The following is a 19,724-nucleotide window of genomic DNA, read 5'->3' as shown; positions in this document are numbered from 1 at the left end:
TACTTACTATATCTTTTTATTTATAGTTGTTTACTAATTGACTATATTGTTAGTTGCATGACAGATAAGATCTGAATACATTTTATCTCTTAATTTTAAGATTAAATTTTGATATCTATTGGTCTATCATTTCATTAAATTGTTACAATATAGTTTATTATACTATTTTAATAATTATATAAAGATCTATCCTTTTTTAATTAAATTAATTATTTTAAAAATTAATATAATAGTAATTATTTTTTCAAGTACAAAAATATAAATAATATAATAATAATAAAATACTGGAAAGTAATTTCATAACCATTTATATTTTAAAATATTTATACTTAATTATAGATATGATTTATAACTAAACCTCATTAATATAAAAAACGGATGATATTAAACCGTATGTCAATATTTATTTTAAACTTTATTTATTTTTTTAAATTTACAGCTTCAAATACGATATATGACAATTAATATTAATGGTGATTTGGTCGATTGTAATGAACCTAAAGTAGCCGGAATACTAAACGTTACTCCGGATTCTTTCTTTGATGGTGGTAGGTATTCCACTATTGATAAAGCTTTAAAACAAACAGAAAAATTAATAGATGAAGGCGCTGATTTCATTGATATTGGCGGACAATCCACTCGTCCGGATTCCGAATTTTTATCTGATGAAACAGAACTAAGCATAGTAATTCCAGTAATTAAAGCTATTAAAAAAGAATTTCCTCGGGTAAAATTATCGATCGATACCTTTTGGTCTAAAGTTGCCATTGAAAGTGTCAATGAAGGAGTGGGAATGATAAATGATATTTCGGGAGGTACTTTAGATAATAAAATGTTTGAAACTATGGGAAAACTCAACGTTCCTTATGTTTTAATGCATATGAGAGGAACTCCTCAAACTATGGGAAATTATACAGATTATGAAAATATAATTACCGATATTAATTATTACTTTTCTAAAAAAATTAGTGAATTACGAAAATTTGGAGTCAATGATATTTTATTAGATCCGGGATTTGGATTCAGTAAGACTTTACAACAAAATTACGATTTGCTGAAAAATATAGATAAATTCAAAATATTTAATCTTCCTTTATATATAGGAATATCCAGAAAGAGTATGATTTATAAATGTTTAGAAACTTCTGCTGAAGAAGCATTGATAGGTACGTCCGCATTAAATTTGTACGCCTTACAAAAAAGTGCTCATATTTTGCGTGTTCATGATGTAAAAGAAGCAAAACAAATGATTAAACTGTGGAAAATGTTAAATTAATAATTAAATGATTTAAAAAAATTAATTTTCACATGAAAAATTCATCAGAAATAATTTTAGTCAGCATATCAGGAGTTGATAAACCGGGAATAACAACAGCAATCACTCATATCTTAGGAAAATATAATGCAAAAATACTTGATATTGGTCAAGCCAATATACATCATTCTTTATCCTTAGCTATTATTTTCATGTCTGAAAACGGAAGTTCCGGAAATATTTTAAAAGAAATTTTATTTAAAGCCAATTCATTAGAAATTAATGTTAGATTTTCAGCCTTAACCAAAGAAGAATACAGTAATTGGGTTAAAGTTCAGGGTAAAAACAGATACATAATAAATATTTTAGGTAAAGAAATCAGTGCTAACCAAATTTCTGAAGTTTCTAAAGTTTTATTGGATTTTAAACTTAATATCGAACGGATTATACGTTTAACTGAACGCATACCTTTAGATCGAAATATTGATCGAACCTGCTTTGAATTTGCTGTAAGAGGAAATTTATCTAACCTTAAAGAAATACAAAATAAATTCTTATCCTTATCATCTGATTTAAATATTGATATTGCCTTACAGGAGGAAAACAGGTACCGAAGAATGAGACGCCTGATTTGCTTCGATATGGATTCAACCTTAATTCAAACTGAAGTTATCGATGAACTTGCAGAAAAAGCCGGAGTTGGAAATGAAGTTAGAGCCATCACTGAGTCTGCCATGAACGGAGAAATAGATTTTTCCGAAAGTTTTAAAAAAAGAATAAAGTTATTAAAAGGCTTGAATGAAAACGTTTTGAAAGAGATAGCAGAAAATTTACCTATTACTGAAGGTCTCGAACGATTAATGGGAGTTCTAAAGAAAAGTGGATTTAAAACAGCAATTATATCCGGAGGATTTACCTATTTCGGAGACTACCTCAAAGAAAAATTCGGTTTTGATTATGTATTTGCCAATAAATTGGAAATTATTGATGGAAAGTTAACAGGTAATTACATTGGAGATATTGTGGATGGCAAAAAGAAAGCCGAATATTTAAAATTAATTTCAACTTTTGAAAATATAGATATACAACAAACTGTTGCGGTTGGCGATGGAGCAAATGATTTACCTATGTTATCCATAGCCGGACTCGGAATTGCATTTCATGCGAAGCCAACAGTCAAACAAAATGCGAATCATTCCTTATCTACCATCGGATTAGATGGAATTTTATATTTCTTAGGATATAAAGATTCTTCCGAAGATATTGAAATGACGTCTATTTCTTAACATTTGATTGTAAAGTTAAATTAAACGTAAACCGACGGTTTATGTGTACTAATTTTAATACTTAAATTAGTAAGCTGCAATGGTAGATCTTACCAGCACATTTCCAAAAGAATCAAGTTTATCCAGGTAAACTTCTTCTAATTGGTTAATAAGTTTAGGATTATAAGGTTGACTAACGCGTACGTAATTTTCAGTATATCCGTACATCATCCCATTTTTGTTCTCATGCTCCCAAAGAACCGTTTTAACTTTGCCTAATTGAGATTCATAAAATGCATGGCGTTTTTTTTCAGAAAGGATTTTTAACATTTTATTCCTTTTCTTGCGCTCAGAATATGGTACCCTGTCTTCCATATGAACAGCTTCTGTATTATCCCTCTCCGAATAAGTGAAAACATGTAAATAACTAATCGGCAAATTTTGTAAAAAATTATACGTTTCTAAGAACTTTTCTTCTGTTTCTCCTGGAAAACCTACAATTACATCAACTCCTATGCAAGCATCTTTGATTACAGAATGTATCTTATGGATTCTATCGCTGTATAAATGAGTCAGATATCTTCTCTTCATTTTCTTCAACAAATCATCGCAGCCGGATTGTAAAGGAATATGGAAATGAGGAACGAAAATATTCGAATCAGCAACATAATCAATAATCTCATCCTTAAGCAAATTTGGTTCAATTGAAGATATTCGTATGCGTTCTATGGCTTCTACCCTATCTAAATTCTGTATTAATTCTAAAAAAGTATGTTGATGTTTTTTATTTCCAAATTCACCTTTTCCATAATCACCTATATTCACTCCTGTAAGTACAATTTCTTTAATTCCTTTCTCAGAAATTTCTTCGGCTTGTTTAATAATGGTTTCAAGCTCTGCAGAACGTGAAATTCCTCTTGCTAAAGGAATAGTACAATACGTACATTTATAATCACAACCATCCTGTACTTTTAAAAAAGCACGTGTTCTGTCTCCAATTGAATAGGAACCTACAAAAAAATCAGCTTGATCAACCTCACAAGAATGAACTTTTACTTCAGAATCTTTTTTAAGATCCATAATATACTTGTGGATATTAAACTTTTCTTTTGCACCCAAAACTAAATCTACCCCGTCAATCTTACTGATTTCATGCGGTTTTAATTGAGCATAACATCCAATAATACAAATCAGAGCATCAGGATTTAAATGTAACGCTCTTTTAACGATAGTTTTACACTCTTTATCGGCATTATCGGTTACCGAACATGTGTTAATAATATAAACATCTGCTGTTTCTTCAAAAGATACCTTTACAAATCCTTCCTCTATTAATTGTCGAGCAATTGTAGAAGTTTCAGCAAAATTTAATTTACATCCTATGGTATGAAAAGCTACGGATTTCCTGATTTCGTTTAGCATAGTGCAAAATTACGTATTTAATTTATTTACTGAAATTAATATAATTAGTATTAAATAATTTTTATGATTTTATTAAAATTCCCTGATTATTAAAAGTATAATCAGGGAATTTAAGTTATGACTGTATTTTTTTAATTATTAAATATTTTTCTACCGTTTAAAGGTTGAAGAGGTCTATTATTTGATTTTGGTAAGTGATATTTTATTTCATCAATTTCTTCTTCGCTCATAGTTATTGGATTTTTAAATACGATCCAAGTAACATTTTCTGCACAAGGAGGGGTAGTCAAAGATCCTAAATATGTGTAATAGGATTTATCTTTTGGATATAAATTTTCAGGGTTGAATTTTATAACTGTATTAATTTTTCCTAACCCTTTTAATGTTTTAAAAATTTCGAGTTTTTCAAAATAAGAATTTAAATTGCCCTCTTTTACCATAACACCAATTACCAATACTGAACCATCTTCTGCTTTATGAACAAAATGTAATTCCAACGGGTATCTCACTCTATCAATGGTATGTTCAGATTCTTCATGAGCGTGGAATTGAACTAAGGTATAAACTTTTTTGTTGTACGTAATGGTGCTTCCCGATTTAAAATCAAATTGAAGAGAATGCCCATTGTCTTCGATATCCTCGATTTCTCCGGATCCGTAATTAAATTGTATAGGCGATAAATCTTTTTTATAGTTAGATTTTGAAATGTTAATTGGCGATTGAAATTTACCTGTACCGCATTGTTTTCCTTCTTCCAATTCTCCCCAATGTTCCGGAGAAGATTCTCCTTCATATCCCCAATGATGATTTTGAGAATAGCTCATACTTGCAGCAAGTATACTTAAAAATAAAAATACTTTTTTCATTGTTTTATCTATTATAATTTAGCACAAAATTATAGAACCACGAAACAATATAAATGTTAAATTTTTGTTAATTAGTTTAATTTAAAACAAAATGTCCTCATTTAAGTGCTTTACATAATATTTTATGATTTTACAAACTTGCGAATTAAATTTGCAGCTAATTTTCAAAAAAAAACAAAATTTTATTCATGACTAACGCTATTGATTCGAAGCCTAACAATCTATCGCCCAAAAGAATCCGTTTGGGGGTATTTGCTTTTTACTTTTCACAAGGAATCTGTTTTTCCAGCTGGGCCAGCAGGATTCCCGATATTAAAAACTTTTTGAAATTAGGGGATGCTTCCTGGGGAACTATTTTATTAATGCTGCCGGTTGGTCAAATTTTAGGGATGACCCTATCGGGATTTTTAATATCTAAGATGGGAAGTAAAAAAATATTGATAGCTTCTCTTCCTTGCTATGCCTTAAGTTTATTATTAATCGGATGTTCACAAACCGAATTAATGTTAATTCTTACTTTAATTTTGTTTGGCTTTTTTGGTAATTTTTGTAATATTTCCGTTAATACTCAAGGAATACTTGTTGAAAATCTATACAAAAAATCCATCATGTCTTCTTTTCATGGAGGCTGGAGCATAGCCGGATTTACCGGTTCTTTAATAGGTTTAGTAATGGTAAACTTAGGATTATCGCCTTTTCAACATTATTTGTTTATTCTTTTTACAGTAGGGGTACTTATTTTGTTTAATTTCAAATATCTACAAATAGACGCAAAAAATATTTCTGATAAAAATTCAGAAACAAAAAGTAAAAAAGAGAAGCAAAAACCTGAAAAATTTTTATTTCTTTTGGGAATTACTGCTTTTTGTGGTATGGCTTCCGAAGGTGCCATGTTTGATTGGAGTGGGATATATTTTGAAGAAATCGTTAAAGCTTCCAAAAATTGGGCTCCTTTAGGTTTTACCTCGTTTATGATTATGATGGCAAGTGGTCGTTTTATTGCTGATCATGCCATACAAAAATGGGGAAGAAAACGTGTAGTTCAACTAAGTGGTATACTGATATCATTGGGCTTATTTATTTCTGTTGCCTTTCCTAATCTGATTATTACTACTTTGTCTTTTATGATTATCGGTTTAGGGGTATCCAGCATAATACCCACTATTTACAGCTTATCAGGACAGAAAACTAAAATTCCAACCGGCATGGCATTGACTATAGTTTCCAGCATAGGATTTATAGGTTTTTTATTAGGTCCTCCGGTAATAGGTTACATATCCGAAGCTCTTAATCTTAGATTTTCCTTTGCTTTAATAGGTATTTTTGGAATTTGTATTTTTATACTTTCTTCTAATTTAAAAGTTTTCAAAGATTAAAATAAGTAGTTTTCCAAAAAAAAATGCTCATAAATTTATTCAAATTTATGAGCATTTTTTTATAAATATTGTGTTATTTTTTTCTTTGCATGCTAAATATTAATAAAGCTAAATAATATCTTATTTTTAATCCGAACAATAGGAAAATATACATTATAAAAGGCTTTTTAAAGTATTTTCTTACAAAAATTTCCATAGCATTATAGAAATTTTTGTAATACAATTTATCTATTTTAGTAGCTGCTCCTTTATAATGTATTATAGAAGTTTTTCCGTAATAATAATTTTGATAACCGGCTTTTAAAATAGTATAACTTAGATCGATATCTTCACCATACATAAAATAAGATTCATCGAAACCTCCTACTTCAGTATATATTTTTTTGGTAGTAAAGAAAAAGCATCCTGTTAAAATTTCCACATTTCCAATATCATATTCACCCAATTCCGTATTATAATAGCCTTTAGATTTTGTTGATTTACTAAAAAATAATTGGCTGAATAACTTATCAAATGTATTTTTAGGATTCGGATAATTTCTTTTTGATTCCGGTCGATAATGGTTGTGTTCATCGGTAATTCGAACCCCTAAGGCTCCAAATTTTTTTGCATGTTCGGCAAAAGGTATAATTTTTTCAAAAACATCCGGCTTAACAATAGTATCGGGATTGAGAATTAGTAAATAGTTTCCCTTTGAATACGTTACACCTATATTATTTGCTTTAGAGAAACCTAAATTTGCCGAGTTTTGAATCCATTTAACTTGAGGAAATAGTCGCGTTATAAATTCTTTGCTTCCGTCATTGGAATTATTGTCTACAATAATAATTTCTGCATCAATTGTTTTTATTGCATGTAAACAACTTTGAATGCAATTTTTTAAAAGATCTTTTACATTATAATTAACAATAATAATTGAAAGTTGTTTCAAATTCATTAATTATTTTTTAATTACTTTAAGAACTACTTAATTCCTTGTTTATAAGGTACTCTGTTTTGTATGGAGCGTATTAAAGTTAACTCATCCGTATATTCAAGTTCATCACCGACTCCTATTCCTCTTGCTATTGCCGTGAATTTTATATGAGAATCATTCAATACCTTATATAAATAAAACATGGTTGTGTCTCCTTCTATAGTAGCACTTAATGCAAATATAATTTCCTCTGTTCCCTGCTCTTTAACTCTTTCAATTAGCGGATTGATACACAAATCGGTTGCGCTGACTCCTTCCATAGGGGAAATTCTTCCCCCCAATACATGATATTTCCCATTGAACTGTTGGGTACTTTCTATTGCCATTACATCTCTTACATCTTCAACCACACAGATAATTTTTTCATTTCGATATGGATTTGCACAGATGGTACAGATCTCAGTATCCGATAGATTGTTGCACAGTTTACAGTGCTTTATTTCATGTACTAACTGACTAATTGATTTTGATAAATTATCTGCCTGAATTTCAGGTATATCCAATAAATGCAAGGCTAGACGTAGGGCCGTCCTCCTACCAATACCCGGAAGTTGTGAAATTTCTTCAACTGCTTTTTCTAATATTTTGCTGGGATAATTCATACAATCATCAAGACCTGCTTAAATTTAATGATGATCTAGGGACGATACATATTTTTCTGCATCCAAAGCGGCCATACAACCTGCTCCTGCGGCAGTAATTGCTTGTCTGTATTTTTTATCGGCAACGTCCCCCGCCGCAAATACTCCCGGAATATTTGTTTCTGTACTAAATGGCTTAACATGTAAATATCCGGTTTCGTCCATTTCCAATTTACCTTTAAATATCTCGGTATTGGGTTTATGTCCGATAGCAATAAATATTCCGTCTACATCCAGTACTTTTTCTTCGTTGTTTAAATTATCAATAACCACGGCTTGAGAAACCAAGTTATTATCGCCTTTTAAATCTTGCAATTCGGTATTATACATAAGTACAATATTAGTGGTAAGGTCTACACGTTCTTGCATAATTTTAGAAGCTTTTAAATAATCTTTACGTACAAGCATATAAACAGTCTTACATATTTTTGCTAAGTACGTTGCTTCTTCTGCTGCCGTATCTCCGCCTCCTACAACTACCACATTTTTACCTCTGTAAAAAAATCCGTCACAAGTGGCACAAGCAGAAACTCCGCCTCCTCTATAGGTTTTTTCAAAATCTTTACCTAAATATTTTGCACTTGCACCCGTTGAAATGATAATAGTTTTAGTTTTAAATTCTTTTCCCGATATAGTTTTTACAATATGTATGTCTCCTATATTTTTTCCTAATTCAACCTCTGATACGGTATCGATGATAACTTGTGTACCGAATTTTTCGGCTTGTTTTTGTAACTGAATCATCATTTCAGGACCGGTAATCCCGTCGGGATATCCGGGAAAATTTTCAACTTCGGTGGTAGTCGTTAGCTGTCCTCCTAATTCTAAACCGGTGATCATAAGCGGATTCATTTCGGCTCTGGCAGCATAAATTGCTGCCGTAAAACCTGCAGGGCCGGAACCTATAATAATAGTTTCTAATATATCTGTGTTTTCTGTCATCTTTATCATATATAATTAACCGGGCAAAGTTACTAAATTTATCTTTGAGACTGTGTGTAAGCATATGTAAACTCTATATAATACTATTATGATTTACTATCTAAAAGAACGGTAAATGAATTATTTCAAGTATTAAGCAATTTTTTCCGCTAATATTAGAAATAAATTATCATGTTTGAATATATTGTTAAGTAACTACTAAGCAAATGAATCCAATTTTTTTCCATTTACAATAATCCACTCATCTAACTTAAAATCAGCCAAAATGCCTATTTTAGGAAACTGTATGGCAGAGTCCGCGAAAACGATACATCTTCCTTCTGCATCAATTTCTTCATGTCCATACATGAATGAAAGGTCACCAATGTCTTCTATCTTGGCAATAAATGAGAGTTCATTTTCTCCCTTAGTAATCTTTTCTACATATTGTATACCAATATCAACTGTTTCTTTTTTATCTTCACGTATGCGTACATTTCTAAATATAATATCAAAAAATGATAAAGAATTATTAGGTATTTCATTATATAATTCATACCCCTTTTGCCATTCATCCTTAACAGAGGCATAATATAGAGCAGTAATCAACGATAATGTAAAATATCGTCTGGTTTTTTGACGATAATAATCTTTGGGAAAATGCCCGCCTTCAAACAGTATAGTAGGAATTCCTAATTTTTGAAAATTATCTCCGACGGATCTTGGATAAAATTCATCGGTAAACCTTGATATCTTATTAGGTAGAAGTTTTGAAATTTCTTGATAAATATCAGCTATTAATCCCATCGATTTTTTTCGGGTTTCAGTCACCTTTCTGTCAACCGATTCCGATGGCGATAAAAAAGCCAGGGTGGCCGGTTCTTTTTTTCCTTCTACTCCGAATATAGTTCTTTGATCGTGTAGATTAAACGCTAAATCATATTTTTTTGCACATGCAGTTTTTTTTAATACTTGCATTTCAATTGATGAAGCGGTTAAAAAATCCCGATTAATATCAATTCCTAAACGATTTCTTCGTGTCCAAATTTCAGCTCCATCCGGATTTAACATGAAAATAATATCGAGGGTAAACTTGCTGAGAATTTCATGTGAGCAATTATTTTCACTTTCAAAAAATTTAAGCAAATCTAGACAACTTAAGGTACCCGTTGTTTCATTTCCGTGCATTTGGGTCCATAGTAATATATTTTTAGGTCCTTTTCCTAAGGTCAATTTATATATAGGTTTATTAAGTTCCGATCTTCCAATTTCTGTAAGTAAGCTTTTATAATTTTTCATTAAAAAATCGGAAAGCTCCGAAGGGTTTACATATCTATTTTTAAAATTTTCTTCGATACTTAAATTTTCATTTAAATCAAAGATTTTAAACTCTGCAGACATAATTATATTTTTTACAAAGATATTCAATTATACACAGTTTTCTTGATTTACATTTGTAATTTACATTTGTAAAAACATCTTCTTCCATAATTTATCCGTTCTAATATTGTGTCATTTAATTATGAGTTATTTTATTTAATTTCTTATTAAAAAATATTTAATTATTTATTTACCAGTATTTTATATATATTTATTTAATGTTTTTATTAAAGTTAACTTTAAGTTATTTTTTGACAGAATCAATGGTATTTTTAGTAACTTTGTATTTATTACTCTATTTCACATATGTAAATAGTTAACATTTGTAAATCATGGAAATTGATAAAAGAATAGCTACACTCATAGAAATATTAGGTTTAACATCAGGAGAATTTGCAGATAAGATAAATGTCCAACGATCGAGCATTTCGCATATCACTTCTGCTCGAAATAAACCTTCATTAGATTTTTTAGAAAGAACTCTATCTGTTTTTCCTGAAATAAATTCTGAATGGCTTATTTTAGGAAAAGGAAAACCTTTGAAATCTCAATTGGAAAATAATAAAAAGGAAAGTTTAGATTTAGAAAATAAGACGGTTCAGGAACAACCATCCCCTACACTCTTTTCTTTAGATGAAATGGATCAAAAACAAAAAGATTCTTCACACTCTAATAATGATAATACTATTCAAGCGCCTGAGAATCGCGTAAATGAAAATTCTCAGACAGAAGATCAAATAATTAAAAATTCAATCCTGCAGAAAACGAAAAATAACAAGAAAAAAATAGAAAAAATCTTAATTATATACGAAGATCATACGTTTGAAGTATTCGAAAATTAATTTTTAAAAGGAAAGTAAAAACCAAAAAAAAGAGGAAAATTTAAATTTTCCTCTTTTATTTTAAAATAAATGCTAAATGTAATATTATTTAACTCTAGCATCTTTAATTCTTGCTTTTTTACCACGTAGATCTCTAAAATAGTAAATTCTTGCTCTACGTACTTTTCCTCTTCTGTTAACTTCAATATTTTGAAGCGCTGGCATATTAATAGGAAAAACTCTTTCAACACCTACATCACCGCTCATTTTTCTGATAGTGAATGTTTTGGTTGCTCCGGTTCCTTTAACCTGAATAACTACCCCTTTAAAATACTGGGTTCTTGTTTTATTACCTTCTTTAATTTCGTAATAAACAGTTAGGGTATCCCCGGCTCCAAATTTTGGAAATTCTTTTTTTGCGATGTACTTATCCTGTACGTACTTAATTAATGGTTCCATTTAAAAAATATAACAGTTATAAAATTGAATAACATTCACGTCTTTCGTCAGAGGTTAATCAATTGGGTGCAAAATTAATAATTCTAATTTAATTGCACAAATACTATACGTAAATTTAAAATTCTTTTGAATACTAAAAAGTTTTATAACAAATAGCTGAATAATTTTATAATGTATTCAAATACGAATTCCTTTATTTATAATCTATGCTAAATAAAGGAGACGTGTTTTAAAAATATAGTTAAAACTAAACTATTGACATTAAAATAGCTTAAACATTAAATCGGAAATGAATAATATCTCCATCGTTAACGATATACTCTTTACCTTCAACTGATAATTTTCCGGCTTCTTTAACCTTAGCTTCCGATCCGTAAGTTACAAAATCTTGATAGGAAATAACTTCAGCTCTAATAAATCCTTTTTCAAAATCAGAATGTATTACTCCGGCAGCTTGAGGAGCTGTCCATCCTTTTTCAATTGTCCAAGCTCTAACTTCTTTAACTCCGGCAGTAAAATAAGTTTGTAAATTTAAGAGTTTGTATGCTTGGCGAATCAAGCGATTTACTCCCGGTTCTTCTAAATTTAATTCTTCTAAAAATATTTTACGCTCTTCATAGGTTTCTAATTCAGAAATGTCTGCCTCAATTTGAGCCGCTAATACGATCACTTCCGCCTTTTCGTTTTTTACCTTTTCTTTTACTTTTTCAACAAATTCATTGCCCTCTTTTGCTGATTTTTCATCTACATTACACACATACATGATAGGTTTAAAGGTCAAGAGTTGTAATTCTGCAATAATCGGCTCTGAAATCGAATCTGTTTCGAATTCTCGTGCATTTTTACCTTCTTCAATAAAAGCTCTCAACTTTTCCAACACAGACACAATTTGCTGCTCTTCTTTATTTCCTGCTTTAGCTGCTCTTTTGGATTTATCCAATTTTTTTTCAATGGTTTCCAAATCTTTAAGTTGCAGCTCAATATCAATAATTTCTTTATCTCTAACCGGATCTATAGTTCCTTCAACATGGGTAATATTATCATTTTGAAAACAACGCAACACATGGATTATTGCATGGGTTTCTCTGATATTAGCTAAAAATTGATTTCCCAAACCTTCTCCTTTACTGGCACCTTTAACTAAACCGGCAATATCTACTATTTCCACTACGGCAGGCACTACCCTTTCCGGCACTACTAATTCTTCAAGTTTATTTAACCTTAAATCAGGCACAGAAACTGTACCTACATTCGGTTCGATGGTACAGAACGGATAATTAGCCGATTGTGCTTTTGCATTAGATAAACAATTAAATAAAGTAGATTTCCCTACATTGGGTAGACCAACAATTCCACATTTCATACTCGAAAAATTTGTGACAAATATATAAAATTATAATTTAGCCTAAGAACAGGCTATTTAAATCAAAATTTGTGTATATGAAAAAACTAGTATTCTACTAAAACATTGCTGAAATAAATATTATACACAGAAAGGATAGCATTAGATAAGATCTTTTGCCAAATTAAAAAAATAAAGATTTATAATAACTTATATAAAGAATACTATAGATTTTCGAAAAAATTAAACATTTTTACTGTAAAATCTTTTCCAACAATTCTTCTGAAATGGTTCGGCCTTTATCCTTATTATAGAATCCTTGAATATCCTTTGCAAAATCATCATGGGTATAGTTTTCAGGATCTGTTTTATATTTTTTTAGGAAAGGTGCACAAGGTTTAGGTCTAGGCCCCCAATGAGCAATTTCTTCGGAAGTTTCCGCATCAATAAAAATTACAATGGGAATTGCCTTTCCTCCATTAGTTAGATATTGATTAATCAATAATTCATCTTGATCTCTAAAAAAAATTCTCATGTCCAGCCTCTCGGATGATTCGCAAATTTTATTGACTACCGGCACTATTTGCGCTGCATCTCCACACCATCCTTCGGATATGACTAATATATGAATTTTACGACTAATTTTCTTCAAACCTTTACTCACTGATTCATCCAATACGAGCGTTTTATCATTCCTATGGATTCGGCTCAAATTTAAACGTGTGTATTCAGCAAGTTTTTTAATATCTTCATTTTTAGAAAGTAAACCTTCTTTTGCTTGAATCTCTATAATATCTTTATATTCATTGTAAGACACTCCTTTGTCCCAATAGTTTTCTAATTTTATTGAATCCATCGTATATTTATTAACTGTTACCATTATAAAGTTTGGTAATCTTTATTAATTATAAAATTACATGTTTTCAAATACATAATTTGATATATTCTTTATTTAACCGATAAATTGAAAATATAGTTATGTATATTCTTGGTTTGTTAAACGAAAGATATCTTCAAATAGTATTTCAACTGGTAAAGGATAATTTCTGCCAATTGTATGTAAAGGTTTATTTTAAAATTAAAAATTACATTTTTCTAACTTTATTCATTAACCAAAAGTCAGCCAAAATAAAAGCTGCAATAGCTTCTACAACAGGAACCGCCCTGGGAACCACACAAGGATCATGTCTTCCCTTCCCTTTAATTGAACATACATTTCCGTTTTCATCTATCGTTTGTTGCTCTTTCATAATGGTAGCAACCGGCTTAAAGGCAACTTTAAAAACAATATCCATACCGTTGGATATTCCCCCTTGTATACCTCCTGAATTATTCGTCAGTGTTTTTCCTCCTTGAGTAAAAATATCATTATGTTCGGAACCTTTTAACCGAGTACCTGCAAAGCCGCTGCCAATTTCAAAACCTTTAGCTGCATTTATACTCATCATTCCTTGAGCCAATCTGGCAGATAATTTATCAAAAATCGGTTCGCCTAAACCCATTGGAACATTTTTAATCATACAGGTTATGACTCCGCCAATAGTATCTCCATCCTTTTTAATTTCAGCTATTTTCTGAATCATTTGATCAGCAGTTTCCCAATCAGGACATCGGACTATATTAAATTCCGTTTGGCTTAAATCCAGTTCATGTATATTCTTTTTCAAAGTAATTTTCCCTACTGAAGAAACAAATGCATGAATAGATATTGAGGATAGTAATTGTTTAGCTAAAGCTCCGGCAACAACCCAGTTAGCTGTTTCCCTTGCTGAGGTTCTTCCCCCGCCTCGATGGTCTCTGATTCCATATTTTTGAAAATAAGTGAAGTCTGCATGTGAAGGTCTGAAAATACCGGTATTATGATCGTAATCATTGGATTTTTGATTGGTATTTTTAATAACAAATCCAATAGCTTGTCCTGTTGTTTTTCCTTCAAAAATGCCGGAAAGAAATTCTACCTTATCGTCTTCTTTTCGTTGAGTTACAATTTTCGATTGTCCGGGTTTTCTTCGATCCAATTCTTTTTGTATTTCATCAAAATTAACGGATAATCCAGCTGGAAAACCATCAATTACGCCTCCCAGTGCCGGTCCATGACTTTCACCAAAGGTAGTAAGCTTAATAAATTTACCGAATTCGTTGAACATATGCTTACAAATGTAAGAAATAAAGTAAATGTATACCTAGCGTTAATTATAAAAACAGAAAATCTAAATTAGATTTTCTGTTTCATTAAGATATTCGGTTGCTTATCCTTTAAATTAAGGATTTTATATGTTTAATATTGCTTTGAATTGTGTCAACCACTTCTTTAATATTTCCTCCAAGCATCATTTTAGTCATGGAAGTTGTCATACCTTTAATTTGGCTCCATTCAATTTTAGGCGGTAAAGCAAGTGAATTTGGATCGGTCATTACATTAACTAAAACCGGTCCTTCCGTTGAAAATGCTTCTTTTACAGATCCTTCAACCTCTTCAGGCTTATTTACATTTATTCCTTTAAAGCCCATAGCCATTGCTATCATGGCAAAATCAGGATTTACCATATCGGTTTCATTGTCAGGGATACCATCCACTTCCATTTCAAGTTTTACCATTCCTAATGATCGATTATTAAACACAAATAATTTGACAGGCAATTTATATTGATATATAGTGGCTAAATCCCCTAAAAGCATTGAAATACCACCATCTCCGCAAAAAGCTATAATTTGTCTGTCAGGATGAGATAACGATGCTCCTATGGACATCGGCATGGCATTAGCCATCGTACCGTGACTGAAAGAACCTAACATTTTTCTTTCTCCTGTGGCATGAATATATCGCGCCCCCCATACACAGCACATACCGGTATCTACGGTAAATATGGCATCTTTAGCTGCTAGATTATTGATAACTGAGGCTACATATTCGGGATGAATTAAATTTTCTTTTCCCGGATCTTTAACATATACATCTAAATCTTCTTTAACTTTATCGTATTTTTTCAGCTGTTTTTTAAGAAAAGAATCATCTTGTTTATCTTCAATCAAAGGCAATAATACAGATAAAGTATCTTCAATTTTTCCGCACAATCCCATATCTACTTTAGCTCTTCTGCCTAAACGGTCTGCCCTTTCGTCAATCTGAACTATTTTTTTATTGGAAGGCATAAAATTCGCATACGGAAAATCTGTACCCAAAAGTAGTACTACATCCGCTTCGTGCATACTTTGGAATGCAGAAGGCAACCCTAATAATCCGGTCATGCCCACTTCATAAGGATTATCATATTGTATACCCATTTTACCTCTAAAAGAATATCCTACAGGAGCTTTCAATTTACCTGCAAGTTTTACCAAGTCTTCGTGAGCTTTAGAAGCACCGATACCGCAATAAATGGTAACTTTATCATGTTCATTAAGAACATCTGCCAACTTTTGTAATTCTTTATCGGATGGTCTTAAAATGGGTTCGTTTTGATAAACTTTTAAAGAACTCAAAATATCTTCCGCCGGTTTTGATTCTAAATCACCGGGTAACCCGAAAACGGCTACGCCTTTTTTAGATATAGCATTTTGAATTGCTCTTTGTAACATTCTAGGGGCTTGTTCCGGTAATGTTGCAATTTGGTTGTATACACTGCAATCATCAAATAGTTTGGTTATATTAGTTTCTTGAAAATAATCTGTACCAAATTCTCTTGTTCCACACGTGGAGGCAATAGCGATAACAGGTACATTTGCCCTGTTTGCTTCATACAATCCATTAATTAAATGTACATGCCCGGGGCCGGAACTACCGGCACAACAAGCAATGCCTTCCAATTCAGCTTCGGCTGCGGCAGCAAAGGCTCCGGCTTCTTCATTCCTAACATGGATCCATTGTATTTTTCCGTTTTTTTTAATGGCCCTGTTAAGCTCATTTAAACTATCGCCTGTTACAGCATAAATCCTTTTTATACCGGCATCAACTAGTATTTCAACTAATTGATCTGCTACTTTTTTTTCCATAATAATTTTTAAATTTATAAAGTATATTTAGATACTGAATGCTCAAAATTTGTTCCAGGTAAATATACTTTATTAATAAATTTAAAAATTATTATTTATATGATACATCTACAAATAGTTATAAATTTAGCTTAATTTAAAATTCATATTTAAATTGCTGTAGCATTCGTATATCATTTTCAGTAAACATTCGAATGTCGCCAATTTGGTACATCAGCATGACAATTCTTTCGATACCCATACCAAATGCAAAACCGCTGTATTTTTCAGGATTTATATTAACATTTTTTAGAACATTGGGATCAACCATTCCGCATCCTAGAATTTCCAACCAACCCGTTCCTTTAGTGATGCGATAATCGGTTTCTGTCTCCAATCCCCAATATACATCTACTTCTGCACTGGGTTCTGTAAAGGGAAAATATGAAGGTCTCATTCGAATTTCGGATTTACCGAATAATTCTGAAGTAAAATATTGTAAGGTTTGTTTTAAATCTGCAAAGGATACGTCAGTATCAATATATAACCCCTCTATTTGGTGGAACATGCAATGAGATCGAGACGATATATCTTCATTCCTGTAAACTCGTCCGGGAGACAATATACGAATGGGAGGTTCATTTTGCTCCATATATCGTATTTGTACAGAAGAAGTGTGAGTTCTCAATACTCTATCCGGATTTTTCTCTATGAAAAAAGTATCTTGCATATCCCTTGCAGGGTGATACTCAGACATATTTAAGGCGGTGAAATTATGCCAATCATCTTCAATTTCAGGGCCATCAGCTACTGAAAAACCTATTTTTTTAAATATGTTTATGATCTTATGCTTAACAATGTTAATAGGATGTCTGCTTCCTAAATTCAAGGCTAGTCCCGGACGGGTTAAATCTTCTTGCAAACCGGCATTTGCAGACTCGCCGACATTCTCTTTTAACGTATTTATTTTTTGAGCAACCGACTGTTTTAAATTATTGATCAGTTGTCCAAATTCTTTTTTATTTTCATTAGGTACTTCTTTAAATTTTTGAAACAGATCGTTTAAAATTCCTTTTTTACCTAAATACTTGATTCTAAACTGTTCAACATCCTCAGTTTTTTGAGAAGTAAAAGATTCTACTTCTTCTAAATATTTTTTGATAGTATTAATCATTAGTTATCTTTAATATTTTCTATTTTATAAAGATTTTTATCTTCTTGCAAAAATAATAAAACAAAAATACTATTATTAATTTAAATAAAAGATATCATAAATAATTTTAGATCAATTAAACAGAAAGTAAATTCAATAAAAAAGCCTCCTTTTACAGAGGCCAAGGTTTTTAAAGAAATAAAAACTAAATAAACATTAAAATAATGCCTTTTTTAATATAAACTATTTTAGTGTGTTTGTAATCATTGTACCAATAAACAAACACCATACCATTTATCTGGTTTTATCCTATTTTATTATTTTTAATTTTTAAAAATTATTTAATTAAAATATCAATTATATCAATATTACTATAAATTTATGACAATAAAGTAATTTTATATTATTATATTTCTATTTTCATATAGCAAAATGTTTATTTTTCTAAACAATTTGTTTTTTTACAGTCAATGACTACATAGAAATTTAACTTATCTATATTGTTTTTCAATTACTTTATGTGTTTAATTGATCGAAAAAAAATATCGTATAAAATAAAATTTGTTAATATAGCCGTTTATATAAATAAATAATGTATTGAATTCATACATATGGCTGAAGAATTTCCGTTCCTATCAACTTTAAAACATAAGATACTAATTAATTTAGTAAATTTGAATTTTCTAAATAACAGAATACGTAAGATACATAAAATCGTACTATATTGTTTATTAATACTAACCTTTATAAATTGTAAAACATTGGAAATAGACAAACAAACGTATGACGGGCTGCAAAGCGGTTTATATGCAAATATTAAAACCAATAAAGGAGATATGTTGGTTAAATTTTTTGATCATGAATCTCCGGTTACTGTCGCTAACTTTATAGGATTAGCAGAAGGTAAAATTCCTAACGAAGCTAAAAAACCGGGAGAACCCTTCTATGACGGAATTATATTTCACAGAGTCATTAAAGATTTTATGATTCAAACCGGAGATCCTCAGGGAACAGGAATGGGAGGCCCGGGATACAGATTTGAAGACGAGAAAAATGATTTAAAGCATACCGGAACAGGAATTTTATCAATGGCTAATTCCGGCCCTAATACCAACGGAAGCCAGTTTTTTATAACAGAAGTCCCTACCCCGTGGTTGGATGGACGACATACTATTTTTGGAGAAGTTATTAAAGGTTTAGAAACCGTTAACGTTATTGCAAGTGTTAAAACCGGAGCTCAAGATAAACCGATTGATCCTGTAATTATGGAAAAAGTTTCTATAATTACCAAAGGGGACGAGTATAAAAATTATGATGCTGCACAATTTTTTAAAGATAATAAAGATTTAATTTCCGAAAGAAATAAAAAATATCTGGAAGAAAAACAAAAACAGATTGCAGCCAAGTTGGATGAATTAAAAGCCGATATGACTGAAACGCCTAGTGGATTATTTTATAAAATTAATGAAAAAGGCTCAGGAGCAAAAGCAAAATCGGGTGATACTGTTTCCGTACATTATGAAGGATCTTTAGCTAATGGAAGTGTATTTGATTCTTCTTTTGCAAGAAATGAACCTATTGAATTTCCTTTGGGCAAAGGAATGGTAATTAAAGGTTGGGAAGAAGGTATTTCATTATTAAATGAAGGTGATAAAGCTACTTTTTTAATTCCACCTTCTTTAGGTTATGGAGCTCAAGGTGCCGGTGGTGGAGTTATTCCTCCGAATGCTTGGCTTATTTTCAAAGTTGAACTTGTGAAAGCTAAATAAAAAAATCTTTTTTTATAAATCAATCCGGTTAGATCGTAACCGGATTTTTTATTTAAATTGAGTATTCTTTTTTTATTCCTTGATTCTTTATGTATACACCAAATTT

At 30.8% G+C, this 19,724-nt stretch carries 17 protein-coding genes; 5 read left to right on the top strand and 12 right to left on the bottom strand.

The window, feature by feature from the left end:
- Positions 1-454: 454 nt before the first annotated feature.
- Together folP and serB are read left to right on the top strand one after the other, a co-directional pair.
- Positions 455-1,276, top strand: coding sequence for a dihydropteroate synthase (gene folP / locus GFV01_RS04245; protein ID WP_160565067.1), 822 nt, complete (start codon positions 455-457; stop codon positions 1,274-1,276).
- A gap of 32 nt (positions 1,277-1,308) precedes the next feature.
- Positions 1,309-2,541: a phosphoserine phosphatase SerB gene (gene serB, locus GFV01_RS04240; RefSeq protein WP_160565065.1), complete on the top strand. Its 1,233-nt coding sequence runs from the start codon at positions 1,309-1,311 to the stop codon at positions 2,539-2,541.
- Between the two features lie 66 nt (positions 2,542-2,607).
- Here the strand turns inward: serB and mtaB are convergent, their stop codons facing one another.
- Positions 2,608-3,942, bottom strand: a complete 1,335-nt coding sequence (gene mtaB / locus GFV01_RS04235) for a tRNA (N(6)-L-threonylcarbamoyladenosine(37)-C(2))-methylthiotransferase MtaB (protein WP_160565063.1) — start codon at positions 3,940-3,942, stop codon at positions 2,608-2,610.
- Positions 3,943-4,073: 131 nt separating this feature from the next.
- A complete protein-coding gene (locus GFV01_RS04230; protein WP_160543249.1) occupies positions 4,074-4,808 on the bottom strand; it encodes a carbonic anhydrase in 735 nt (244 codons plus the stop codon).
- Positions 4,809-4,996: 188 nt separating this feature from the next.
- On the opposite strand from GFV01_RS04230, the gene GFV01_RS04225 reads away from it, so the two are divergent.
- Complete coding sequence (locus tag GFV01_RS04225; protein WP_160565061.1) at positions 4,997-6,184, top strand: MFS transporter; 1,188 nt, start codon at positions 4,997-4,999, stop codon at positions 6,182-6,184.
- 73 nt (positions 6,185-6,257) lie between these two features.
- Here GFV01_RS04225 and GFV01_RS04220 read toward each other — a convergent pair whose 3' ends face one another.
- The 4 genes from GFV01_RS04220 to GFV01_RS04205 form a co-directional block, all read right to left on the bottom strand.
- Entirely contained in the window at positions 6,258-7,121 is an 864-nt protein-coding gene (locus tag GFV01_RS04220; RefSeq protein WP_160565059.1) for a glycosyltransferase family 2 protein, read from the bottom strand.
- Between the two features lie 26 nt (positions 7,122-7,147).
- Complete coding sequence (gene recR / locus GFV01_RS04215; RefSeq protein ID WP_160556690.1) at positions 7,148-7,762, bottom strand: recombination mediator RecR; 615 nt, start codon at positions 7,760-7,762, stop codon at positions 7,148-7,150.
- Positions 7,763-7,786: 24 nt separating this feature from the next.
- A complete protein-coding gene (trxB, locus tag GFV01_RS04210; RefSeq protein ID WP_160556691.1) occupies positions 7,787-8,743 on the bottom strand; it encodes a thioredoxin-disulfide reductase in 957 nt (318 codons plus the stop codon).
- Positions 8,744-8,941: 198 nt separating this feature from the next.
- Positions 8,942-10,123, bottom strand: a complete 1,182-nt coding sequence (locus tag GFV01_RS04205; RefSeq protein WP_160565057.1) for a M14 family zinc carboxypeptidase — start codon at positions 10,121-10,123, stop codon at positions 8,942-8,944.
- Positions 10,124-10,434: 311 nt separating this feature from the next.
- On the opposite strand from GFV01_RS04205, the gene GFV01_RS04200 reads away from it, so the two are divergent.
- On the top strand, positions 10,435-10,944 hold the full coding sequence (locus tag GFV01_RS04200) for a helix-turn-helix domain-containing protein (protein ID WP_160565055.1): 510 nt from the start codon (positions 10,435-10,437) through the stop codon (positions 10,942-10,944).
- Positions 10,945-11,028: 84 nt separating this feature from the next.
- Here GFV01_RS04200 and rplS read toward each other — a convergent pair whose 3' ends face one another.
- From rplS to pheS, 6 genes are all read right to left on the bottom strand, one after another.
- Positions 11,029-11,382, bottom strand: a complete 354-nt coding sequence (gene rplS / locus GFV01_RS04195) for a 50S ribosomal protein L19 (RefSeq protein ID WP_105297718.1) — start codon at positions 11,380-11,382, stop codon at positions 11,029-11,031.
- A gap of 271 nt (positions 11,383-11,653) precedes the next feature.
- Positions 11,654-12,745, bottom strand: a complete 1,092-nt coding sequence (gene ychF, locus GFV01_RS04190) for a redox-regulated ATPase YchF (protein WP_160543242.1) — start codon at positions 12,743-12,745, stop codon at positions 11,654-11,656.
- 232 nt (positions 12,746-12,977) lie between these two features.
- Positions 12,978-13,580 (bottom strand): thioredoxin family protein, encoded by a 603-nt coding sequence (locus tag GFV01_RS04185; RefSeq protein ID WP_160565053.1) that lies wholly within the window; start codon positions 13,578-13,580, stop codon positions 12,978-12,980.
- A gap of 229 nt (positions 13,581-13,809) precedes the next feature.
- Positions 13,810-14,871 (bottom strand): chorismate synthase, encoded by a 1,062-nt coding sequence (gene aroC, locus GFV01_RS04180; protein WP_160565051.1) that lies wholly within the window; start codon positions 14,869-14,871, stop codon positions 13,810-13,812.
- A gap of 109 nt (positions 14,872-14,980) precedes the next feature.
- Entirely contained in the window at positions 14,981-16,717 is a 1,737-nt protein-coding gene (locus GFV01_RS04175; RefSeq protein ID WP_160565049.1) for a thiamine pyrophosphate-dependent enzyme, read from the bottom strand.
- Positions 16,718-16,853: 136 nt separating this feature from the next.
- The gene (gene pheS / locus GFV01_RS04170) at positions 16,854-17,870 is read right to left on the bottom strand and encodes a phenylalanine--tRNA ligase subunit alpha (protein ID WP_160543238.1); all 1,017 of its coding nucleotides are present in this window, start codon (positions 17,868-17,870) and stop codon (positions 16,854-16,856) included.
- A gap of 740 nt (positions 17,871-18,610) precedes the next feature.
- Between pheS and GFV01_RS04165 the strand changes: the two genes are divergently transcribed.
- On the top strand, positions 18,611-19,618 hold the full coding sequence (locus tag GFV01_RS04165; protein ID WP_255448939.1) for a peptidylprolyl isomerase: 1,008 nt from the start codon (positions 18,611-18,613) through the stop codon (positions 19,616-19,618).
- Positions 19,619-19,724: the final 106 nt, after the last annotated feature.

The sequence above is a fragment of the Apibacter sp. B2912 genome, from assembly GCF_009827835.1.
GTDB lineage: Bacteria > Bacteroidota > Bacteroidia > Flavobacteriales > Weeksellaceae > Apibacter.
This window is presented reverse-complemented; position numbering and strand designations above follow the sequence as displayed.

What these genes read in the sequence shown, in the direction of transcription:
- ychF (WP_160543242.1), bottom strand. Translation starts at nt 12,745, where the DNA reads ATGAAATGTGGAATTGTTGGTCTACCCAATGTAGGGAAATCTACTTTA.
- folP (WP_160565067.1), top strand. Translation starts at nt 455, where the DNA reads ATGACAATTAATATTAATGGTGATTTGGTCGATTGTAATGAACCTAAA.
- GFV01_RS04230 (WP_160543249.1), bottom strand. Translation starts at nt 4,808, where the DNA reads ATGAAAAAAGTATTTTTATTTTTAAGTATACTTGCTGCAAGTATGAGC.
- mtaB (WP_160565063.1), bottom strand. Translation starts at nt 3,942, where the DNA reads ATGCTAAACGAAATCAGGAAATCCGTAGCTTTTCATACCATAGGATGT.
- rplS (WP_105297718.1), bottom strand. Translation starts at nt 11,382, where the DNA reads ATGGAACCATTAATTAAGTACGTACAGGATAAGTACATCGCAAAAAAA.
- GFV01_RS04200 (WP_160565055.1), top strand. Translation starts at nt 10,435, where the DNA reads ATGGAAATTGATAAAAGAATAGCTACACTCATAGAAATATTAGGTTTA.
- GFV01_RS04175 (WP_160565049.1), bottom strand. Translation starts at nt 16,717, where the DNA reads ATGGAAAAAAAAGTAGCAGATCAATTAGTTGAAATACTAGTTGATGCC.
- GFV01_RS04185 (WP_160565053.1), bottom strand. Translation starts at nt 13,580, where the DNA reads ATGGATTCAATAAAATTAGAAAACTATTGGGACAAAGGAGTGTCTTAC.
- trxB (WP_160556691.1), bottom strand. Translation starts at nt 8,743, where the DNA reads ATGACAGAAAACACAGATATATTAGAAACTATTATTATAGGTTCCGGC.
- GFV01_RS04205 (WP_160565057.1), bottom strand. Translation starts at nt 10,123, where the DNA reads ATGTCTGCAGAGTTTAAAATCTTTGATTTAAATGAAAATTTAAGTATC.
- serB (WP_160565065.1), top strand. Translation starts at nt 1,309, where the DNA reads ATGAAAAATTCATCAGAAATAATTTTAGTCAGCATATCAGGAGTTGAT.
- aroC (WP_160565051.1), bottom strand. Translation starts at nt 14,871, where the DNA reads ATGTTCAACGAATTCGGTAAATTTATTAAGCTTACTACCTTTGGTGAA.
- GFV01_RS04220 (WP_160565059.1), bottom strand. Translation starts at nt 7,121, where the DNA reads ATGAATTTGAAACAACTTTCAATTATTATTGTTAATTATAATGTAAAA.
- recR (WP_160556690.1), bottom strand. Translation starts at nt 7,762, where the DNA reads ATGAATTATCCCAGCAAAATATTAGAAAAAGCAGTTGAAGAAATTTCA.
- pheS (WP_160543238.1), bottom strand. Translation starts at nt 17,870, where the DNA reads ATGATTAATACTATCAAAAAATATTTAGAAGAAGTAGAATCTTTTACT.
- GFV01_RS04225 (WP_160565061.1), top strand. Translation starts at nt 4,997, where the DNA reads ATGACTAACGCTATTGATTCGAAGCCTAACAATCTATCGCCCAAAAGA.